This window comes from Bradyrhizobium sp. P2_E8 (genome assembly GCF_056403875.1).
In genome coordinates, this window is record NZ_JBFUES010000243.1 from 1 (window position 1) to 8416 (window position 8416).

Below are 8416 nucleotides of genomic sequence, written 5' to 3' on the forward strand. Positions count from 1 at the left end.
CGCCGCCCTCATCCTGAGGAGCCCGCCTAAAGCGGGCGTCTCGAAGGATGGCCGCGGGAACCGCTCTCAAATGCGATTCCCCTGCCCCGAAGGAGAGGGAAGGGAGAGAACACCACTGTTGGCCGAACTCGATTCGAGTTCAACCCATCTCGCTCTAGTTGCCCGAACGACACATCGGATCGTCTGCCTGCGCCCGTTGATCCGCTTGCCGTTGACATCCACAGACCGATCTGGCGATGTTACATTATAACATCGCGACATCTCGGGGAGAGATGCCTCGCGATGTGGGGTGGCGTTTCCAGATGAAGTGGTTCCGGTCGAATATCAGGCACGGCGCCCGGCTCGCGTTGTTCGCGATGCTGGTGCAATTCGCGCTGACCTTCGGCCACAGCCACTGGTTCGCCCAGGCCGCCCCCCTCGCCCAGTCCTCGCTCCAGCAGACCGACGGCAGCAGCGGCGTTGCCTCGAACGACCGCGCCGCGGTCCAGAAGCAATCGCCCGCAGCACCCGACCGCGAGCAGCCGGGCGAGGACAATTGCGCGATCTGCGCATTGGTCGCGATGGCGGGCACCGTCCTGTTCTCGACGCCGCCTCTCCTGGAGCTGCCGCAGGCGATCGAGCTGCTCCACCGCACCACCGACGCCGAGTTCATCCATCTGAAATCGGCCGGCACGGCGTTCCAGCCGCGCGCCCCACCCGCATCCTGACTCCAGACATCGCTTGATCACACCCGGGCTCGCCGCGCCACGCGCGGACGATCGCCCGGGAGAAGTTGAAGCCGAATTCCGTCGCGCCGCGACGGCAGGCCGCCTCCGATCAACAAACATCTTGCGGACGGCGCCTGACTGGAATCAGGACCATGTCATTTGAATTGCGACGCGTGCAGCATCTCGCCGGAGCGAGCCTGCTCCTGCTCGGCGCCGCCACCACATCGGCGTTCGCCCAAGAACCAGTACAACAACCGGTACAACAGACTGCGCAGGACAAGTCGTCGACCGAGATCCCCGCCGTCACCGTGACGGCGCCGAGCCCCATCGTGCGGAGGGTGGTACCGACCCGCAGCCCAGTCCGTATCGCGCGCAGCGGACGGTCGCGCAGCCAACAACACACGGCCGAAGCTGCACCACCGGCAGCAGTCACCGCCGCGACACCTCAGCAAGGCGTGCTGCCCATCGTGACCAACCAGTTCGCCACCGTCACGGTGGTGCCGAACGAGGAGATCCGCCGCGAGGGCGGCGGCCAGCTCGGCGATCTCCTGTTCTCCAAGCCGGGCATCACCGGCTCGAGCTTCGCGCCCGGCGCCTCCAGCCGGCCGATCATCCGCGGGCTCGACGTCAACCGCGTCGGCATCGTCGAGAACGGCACCAATTCGGGCGGTGCCTCCGACCTCGGCGAGGATCACTTCGTCCCGATCGATCCGCTCGCGACCAACCAGGTCGAGGTGGTGCGCGGGCCGGCTGCGCTCCGCTACGGCTCCACCTCGATCGGCGKCGTCGTCAGCGCCACCAACAACCGGATTCCGGATGCGCTGCCGAGCTGCGCTGCATCGTTCCAGACCTGGGGCCTGCCGACCAAGGCGCCGCTGGCGACCGCCGCGACCTCGCCTTGCGTCACGGCCGAGACGCGTACGGCGTTCAGCTCGGTCGATCGCGGCGTCGAGAGCGGCGTGCTGCTCGACACCGGCGGCGGCAATTTCGCCTTCCATGCCGACGCCTATGGCCGCACCACCACGGACTATGGCATCCCGAGCTATCCCTATCTGAACGACCAGACGCGATCCGTCGCCAACGGCCGCCAGCCGAACTCGGCAACGCGCTCGGACGGCGCCTCGATCGGCGGCTCCTACTTCTTCCAGGGCGGCTATATCGGGGCCGCGATCACGCAGAACGACTCGCTCTACCACATCCCCGGCATCGACGGCGCCGACCACAACACGCGCATCGACGGCCACCAGACCAAGATCAACGTCAAGGGCGAGTACCGTCCCGACACAGCCGCAATCGACACCGTCCGCTTCTGGGCCGGCGCGACCGACTACCGGCACAACGAGATCGGCCTTGCCGATCCCGCCGACCCCAACAGCGACGGCATCAGGCAGACCTTCACCAACAAGGAGCAGGAGATCCGCACCGAGGTGCAGCTGATGCCGTTCAACGCGCGCTTCGCCGAGGTGACGACGGCGCTGGGCTTCCAGGTCGGGCATCAGGAATTGAGTGCGCCGAGCCCGGACAATCCCGGCACGCTGTTCAACGGCCTGTGGGACCCCAACAACAGCACGCGCGTTGCTGCTTACGCCTTCAACGAGTTCAAGTTCACCGAGGCGACGCGGGCGCAGATCGCCGGCCGCATCGAGCATGTCGAGCTGCACGGCACGACGCCCGACTTCCCGGCCGATTTCCTGCCCGATGGCACGCCGCAGACGGCGATTGCCCGCAATCCGTCCTACACGCCGAAGAGCGGCAGCATCGGCCTGTTGCAGGACCTGCCGGGCGGCATGGTCGGCAGCATCACCGCGCAATATGTCGAGCGCGCGCCGAAGGCGGCCGAGCTGTTCTCGCGCGGCGCGCACGATGCGACCGCGACGTTCGACATCGGCAATCCGAACCTGACGATCGAGACCGCGAAGTCGGTCGAGGTCGGCGTGCGCAAGGCGACGGGGCCGTTCCGGTTCGAGGCAACCGTCTATTACACGCATTTCGACAACTTCATCTATCGCCGCCTCACCGGCGTGATGTGCGACGACGACTTTGCCTCCTGCGGCACGCCCGGCGCCGAACTGAACCAGGCGGTCTACTCGCAGCGGAACGCGAATTTCCGCGGCGGCGAATTCCAGTCGCAGCTCGATGTCGGCGCATTCCAGGGCGGCATCTGGGGCATCGAGAACCAGCTCGACGTGGTCCGCGCCACCTTCACCGACGGCACCAATGTGCCGCGCATTCCGCCCTTGCGAATGGGCGGCGGCGTGTTCTGGCGCGACGACAACTGGCTGATGCGCGTCAACCTGTTGCACGCCTTCGCGCAGAACAACGTGGCCGTCATCGCGGAGACGCCGACGGCGGGTTACAATCTGTTGAAGGCCGAGGTCAGCTACAAGACGAAGCTCGACCGCAACTGGTTCGGCGCGCGCGAGATGATTGCCGGCATCGTCGGCAACAATCTCCTCAACGAGAACATCCRCAACTCGGTGTCCTACACCAAGGACGAGGTGTTGATGCCCGGCATCGGCGTGCGGGCGTTCGCGAACTTCAAGTTCTAGCGTTGCTCGGGTCGGGGCCTGCGGGCCCCGAAACGCACCATCATTGCGAGGAGCTCTTGCGACGAAGCAATCCAGGCTGCCTCTGCGGAAAGATTCTGGATTGCTTCGCTACGCTCGCAATGACGGAGGATGGGGTGGGTTGCTGCGCTTCCCACTCACGGAGTCGCACACACCAGCTGCTTCTCGAAGCGCCACTGGTCCACGGGGAACGGTCCGTTAGAGGTCTCCGACATCTTCACGAAGGTGCCGGCGTTGTGCCAGCCGCTTTTCTCGTAGAACCGCGCAGCGCGCATGTTTCCGACCGCGCATGCCAGCCACGCCAGCTCCACGCCGCGCGCGGCGAGCCGTGCTTCCGCATCAGTGATCAGCGCCGCCGCCACACCCGCCCCGTGCGCCGCAGGCAACACGAAAAGCTGGTACAATTCGTCACCCCTGAGAGCGCACAAGCCGAGCGGCGCTCCAGCCGGGCCGACGACGCAGACATCGGGAAGCATGACCGCGAGCCGATTGCGAAAGCTCGCGACGGTACGGAGTCGGATCAGCTCAGGCGGCGCAAAAGCCACATGCGATTCATGCCAGACGTCGTGCCACAAGCGCGCGAGATGATCGATCTCACCGATATCCGCGGGGCGCACCTGCATCGTCGCTACGCCCTCCGGGCAAACCTGTCGCCGCAGATGCACCCACCTGAATTCATCACGCTTTGGCCCAAGCGGCCGCTTCAGGGGCATCCTCTGCCGCCTCCTGGAAGAGGTGGGCAAACAGCAGGCTCCACAGCGTCAGGAGAGAAATGGGGATGGTGTAGTATGGCGTCGCGATCGGATAGGTGAGGAAGAAGGCGAGATTGATCGCCAGATTGGCGATCGTGAGCTGTGCGACACGGCGAGCGCCATTCGGCTGCCGCAACAGCCAGAGCGAGATCGCGATTCCGATAACGATCAACAACGTCTGGAGCGGGTCGGCGAGATAGTCCCGGATCACCGYGAACGAGAAATCCAGCGGCCTGACATCGGGGTTGTTGCCGTAGGTCGACGCGAACGGGCTGCCGGCATTGACGGCGTAAGAGACGATGGTCGGCACCACGCCGGCCAGCAACGCGATGCCGAACGCGCCCCCCTGCAAGAACCGCGGCATCGTGCGTTCCGCCAGGAACGCGACGAGGAGAAACATACAATAGCCGGACGCCAGGAAGAGGTTGGCCAGGCGGAAATCGACCGTCAAGCCGAGCAGGAAGCCGATGGATGCCAACAGCCCGATCCTTGGTTGAGATTGCGGGCTCGTCAGCCATCGCGCCGTGAGACATCCTGCGAGCGCGCACACGACGGCCGTCGGGGCCATCGAATAGCTCGCCTTGACCGGATTGACCATCACGTAGATGGCAAGACAGCCGAACGTCCCGACCATCAGCACCGACCTTGTGGTGCGCGCGAGAGAGAGGGCAAATAGCGCGAAGCCGAAGACGACAGCGGTCGCAAGCATGTACATGGGGGCGACCTGGTGACCTGGCGGAAACAACGCCAACACGAGGCCGACACCCGGCGGGTATTGGATGACGACCTTCCCTGTGGCCGGCATCAAGTTGTGACAGGGCGCATCGGTCGTATCGTCCCATTTCGGGTAGTCGATCGCCTTCAGCTTTGCTTTCAGATAGCCATCGTCGTCGCGGGCAAGGTTGGTGTCGAAGCCTCCGACCAGCCCGAACCTCTGGAACAGATGCGCCTGCCGCAGGTAGCAGATGTCGTCGTAGACGCCGCGAGCCTCATTCCATCGCAACATGGTCCAGARATGGCCGACCAGAATCGCGAGAAACAAGACGGCGAAGACGGCTTTGCTCGTACGGATGTTTTTCATTGGAATCTTGCCGCGGCGGGAGGCGCTGGCTGCTTTAGCGGAATGCAAGATAGAGATTGGACGATAACGGGCCGAGCGACAAGCCGGTGTAGCCCACCGCCGCCGGCCTGGCGATCAGCGCGGTGAACTCCAGCAGCCGCTTTCGCGTCATCAGGATCAGGTTCTGCTCGTCGGTCCATTCCGACTTGCGGGTGATCATGCAGGCGATCCTGAAGGTGCCATCCAGGTAGTGCGCCAGCGGGATGGCCGTGTGGTGCTCGACCGGAAAGAACCTGTTGGGCACCGTTACGAACACCCGCCTCGCAACGCGGCAAAGCTCCTTGACCAGGAGCCTCTGATTTTCGTGGCTTCCGGCATGCTCGAGCACGGCATTGGACGTCGCAACGTCGAACTCGTTGTCGTCGAACGGCAGCCGTGTATTCGGCTCGATCTGCACGTAACGGCAAAGCGGAAAAGCCGCCTTGAACTCGACTCCTTCGCCGAGTCCGCAGGCCGTGATCTTGTGCTGATGTGGGTAGCTTCTTTCCAGCACGTTTGCGCCGTCGTTGATCACGTCGGACACTCCGACGTCCAGGATCTCGTCCGACGCGGACGGCTGCATGTGGGCGATGAAATCCTGGAATATACGGTCGCGCGCCGCGATGAGCAGCTTTTCCGCCGTCCCCCCGGACGCCACCTCTCGGTAATATTGCTGATCGACCGGCACTACCCTACCTCACGTGAGCTTCGACGCGATGGCGCGTCAGGTTGGCGCCTTGCTCCAGTCCGGACCGACTGGCCCCGATACGCCTTCGAACGCGCCCTCGACGAGTTCGACGACGAGGAGCCGGGCGTAATCGACCGGGCCCGGCATCGTGACCCGTCCCTTCGGCACCGGCTTGAAGCCGACGCGGCTGTAATAGGGCTCGTCGCCGACCAGCAGCACCAGGCGGTGGCCCTGCGCCTTCGCATCCTTCAGCGCGCGCTCGAGCAGCTGCCGGCCGACGCCGCGGCCGCGGAACGGAGGCTCGACCGTCAGCGGCCCGAGCAGCAGCGCCGGCGTGTCGCCGACACAGATCGGCAATTGCCGCACGGATCCGACCAGCAGCGTACCGACGCGGGCGGTGAAGGACAGTTCGAGCACATGATCGACGTGCTCGCGGATGCGATAGGCGCTCAGCACAAAGCGGCCGGGTCCGAAGGTGCGTTCGTGCAGCCGCTCGATTGCCTGAGCATCGCCGGCGGCTTCGGACAGGATGGTGAGTGAGAGATCGTTCATCGCGTCACAGCGTGTTCAAGCGGAATCATCGGTTCGTGTCGGAAAAAACAGTCGGGCGGCGTCGGCGGGATATCACCTCGGAGGGCGGTGGTCCATGGGATTACGTCCGCCTCCGGGGCCATTTCAGTTCCTCCCGAACGGCGGTTGGGACAGGTAGGCGAGCATCTTCATTTCCCGCCGGCCGCGCGTCACGGTGTCGAGCACGAGCCCCGACGAAGCCGAAAGCAGCGCCATGATCATCAGACCCATGGAGAGCACGGCGGTCGGCAGGCGCGGCACGAGGCCGGTTTCGAGGTAGGTGATGACGACGGGCAGCCCGAGAGCGATCGACAGCAGCGCGAGGACGATGCCGATCGCCGAAAAGAAGCGCAGCGGCCGCTCCGATCGGTTGAGCTTCAGCATCATGTTGAAGATGCGCAAACCATCCTGCCAGGTATTGAGCTTGGAGAAGGACCCCTCCGGACGCGCGTAATAGGGCGTCTCGACCTCGGCGGCCGGGAGCGACAATTCCAGCGCATAGACCGCAAATTCGGTCTCGATCTCGAAACCGTCGGACAAAACGGGGAAGGATTTGACGAAGCGGCGCGAGAACACGCGGTAACCGGACAGCATGTCCTTGAAGGCATGACCGAAGGTCGACGCCAGGAAACCGGTGAACAGCCGGTTGCCCATGCGATGACCGCGTCGGTAGGCCGCTTGCGATTGATCGACACGGAGCCCCACAACCATATCCAGATGCTCATCGAGCAGCTTGTCGATCATGCACGGAGCGCTCGGCGCGTCGTAGGTCGCATCACCATCGACGAGCACGTAGATGTCCGCCTCGATGTCCGCGAACATGCGGCGCACGACGTGACCTTTGCCCTGGCGCCGTTCGCTACGCACAATCGCGCCGGCCTCGCGCGCGATCGTCGCGGTACGGTCGGTCGAGTTGTTGTCGTACACGTAGACTTCGGCCGCAGGCAGCGCCTTGCGGAAATCGGCGACGACCGTGGCGACGGCGGCTTCCTCATTGTAACAGGGAACCAGCACGGCGACCCGAAATGGCCATGACTTCGTCGATTCAGGCAATCTTCATCCCTCGTMCATATGTCGAGACCGCAGACGCGGTGACTACTAGCACAGGCCGCCCTCAGCGCCACGTCGCAATCAGGGGCTGGCCGCCCAGTACCTCCGCGATCCGCAACCGCGTCCCTGGCGTGGTCCCCTCGGGCAGCGCCGTGATCGCGAAGAACCCGCATTCGACGATCTCGTGGTTGGGCGCGGGCAGGCGATCCTGCCTGAATTGCCTGACCACGTAGACCGCGACGTGGTCGCGACGGGAGACGTGGTTGTTGAGGAAGATGCCGTGCAGCATGGCGTCCGCGGTGAGGTCGATGTCACCCTCCTCCTTGAGCTCGCGCCGCATCGCCTGCTCCATGGTCTCGCCGAGATCGACGCCGCCGCCGGGCAGATACCAGCCGGAGATGTAGCTGTGCCTGACCAGGAACACCCGGTTCTCGGAATCCAGCACTACGGCGCGAACGCCGAGGGTCATGCCGCGAACCAGCAGGAAATAGGCGTGGAAGATTCGCCGCAGCAGCGGCTCGAACTTCCGTCGGACGCGGTTCAGACGATCTTCCATCAGGCTCTCTTCAGTCCCCTCTTCAGGCCTTGCGCGAGGCTTGGCTTGCACGTTGCCCGCGACCTTGCCATTACAGCGGCGCAATAGCGAGGCAATCGCGCGCCATGGCTCCCTTCACGCTCGCCCATCTGTCCGACCCGCATCTGCCGCCCATGCCGAAGCCGCGGCTGATCGAGCTCGCCGGCAAGCGCGCGCTCGGCTACGTCAATTGGACGCGCAACCGCCACAAGTACCAGCGCCGCGAGGTGCTCGACGCACTCGTCGCCGACGTCAGGGCGCAGACGCCCGACCACATCGCGGTGACGGGCGATCTCGTCAATCTGGCGCTGGAGGCGGAGTTCGCGCCCGCGCGCTCCTGGCTCGACGGCGTCGGGCCGCCCGACCGCGTCACCACGATTCCCGGCAATCACGACGCCTATGTCCGCGC

9 protein-coding genes are annotated in these 8416 nt (G+C 64.8%); 3 read left to right on the forward strand and 6 right to left on the reverse strand.

Annotated elements, in window-relative coordinates:
- Positions 1 to 302: 302 nt before the first annotated feature.
- Complete coding sequence (locus AC1D00_RS15695) at positions 303 to 707, forward strand: DUF2946 family protein (protein ID WP_404558529.1); 405 nt, start codon at positions 303 to 305, stop codon at positions 705 to 707.
- A gap of 152 nt (positions 708 to 859) precedes the next feature.
- Entirely contained in the window at positions 860 to 3256 is a 2397-nt protein-coding gene (locus tag AC1D00_RS15700) for a TonB-dependent receptor (RefSeq protein WP_477011301.1), read from the forward strand.
- Positions 3257 to 3411: 155 nt separating this feature from the next.
- Here AC1D00_RS15700 and AC1D00_RS15705 read toward each other — a convergent pair whose 3' ends face one another.
- The 6 genes from AC1D00_RS15705 to AC1D00_RS15730 all read right to left on the reverse strand — a co-directional run bounded on the left by AC1D00_RS15705 (position 3412) and on the right by AC1D00_RS15730 (position 7989).
- Positions 3412 to 3897: a GNAT family N-acetyltransferase gene (locus tag AC1D00_RS15705; RefSeq protein WP_477011302.1), complete on the reverse strand. Its 486-nt coding sequence runs from the start codon at positions 3895 to 3897 to the stop codon at positions 3412 to 3414.
- A 55-nt stretch (positions 3898 to 3952) separates the two neighbouring features.
- Positions 3953 to 5107: a hypothetical protein gene (locus tag AC1D00_RS15710; RefSeq protein ID WP_477011303.1), complete on the reverse strand. Its 1155-nt coding sequence runs from the start codon at positions 5105 to 5107 to the stop codon at positions 3953 to 3955.
- A 34-nt stretch (positions 5108 to 5141) separates the two neighbouring features.
- The gene (locus tag AC1D00_RS15715; RefSeq protein ID WP_477011304.1) at positions 5142 to 5813 is read right to left on the reverse strand and encodes a methyltransferase domain-containing protein; all 672 of its coding nucleotides are present in this window, start codon (positions 5811 to 5813) and stop codon (positions 5142 to 5144) included.
- A 36-nt stretch (positions 5814 to 5849) separates the two neighbouring features.
- Complete coding sequence (locus tag AC1D00_RS15720) at positions 5850 to 6365, reverse strand: GNAT family N-acetyltransferase (protein ID WP_271576577.1); 516 nt, start codon at positions 6363 to 6365, stop codon at positions 5850 to 5852.
- 123 nt (positions 6366 to 6488) lie between these two features.
- Positions 6489 to 7436 carry a glycosyltransferase family 2 protein gene (locus AC1D00_RS15725; protein WP_477011305.1) on the reverse strand — a complete coding sequence of 316 codons (948 nt, stop codon included), beginning with the start codon at positions 7434 to 7436 and terminating at the stop codon, positions 6489 to 6491.
- A gap of 61 nt (positions 7437 to 7497) precedes the next feature.
- On the reverse strand, positions 7498 to 7989 hold the full coding sequence (locus AC1D00_RS15730) for an NUDIX domain-containing protein (RefSeq protein WP_135177907.1): 492 nt from the start codon (positions 7987 to 7989) through the stop codon (positions 7498 to 7500).
- A 104-nt stretch (positions 7990 to 8093) separates the two neighbouring features.
- On the opposite strand from AC1D00_RS15730, the gene AC1D00_RS15735 reads away from it, so the two are divergent.
- On the forward strand, positions 8094 to 8416 hold a 323-nt coding region (locus AC1D00_RS15735), incomplete at its 3' end, for a metallophosphoesterase (RefSeq protein ID WP_477011306.1).

Excerpts from the sequence above, each read along its gene's own strand:
- AC1D00_RS15720 (WP_271576577.1), bottom strand. The coding sequence starts at position 6,365 with ATGAACGATCTCTCACTCACCATCCTGTCCGAAGCCGCCGGCGATGCT.
- AC1D00_RS15730 (WP_135177907.1), bottom strand. The coding sequence starts at position 7,989 with ATGGAAGATCGTCTGAACCGCGTCCGACGGAAGTTCGAGCCGCTGCTG.
- AC1D00_RS15705 (WP_477011302.1), bottom strand. The coding sequence starts at position 3,897 with ATGCAGGTGCGCCCCGCGGATATCGGTGAGATCGATCATCTCGCGCGC.
- AC1D00_RS15695 (WP_404558529.1), top strand. The coding sequence starts at position 303 with ATGAAGTGGTTCCGGTCGAATATCAGGCACGGCGCCCGGCTCGCGTTG.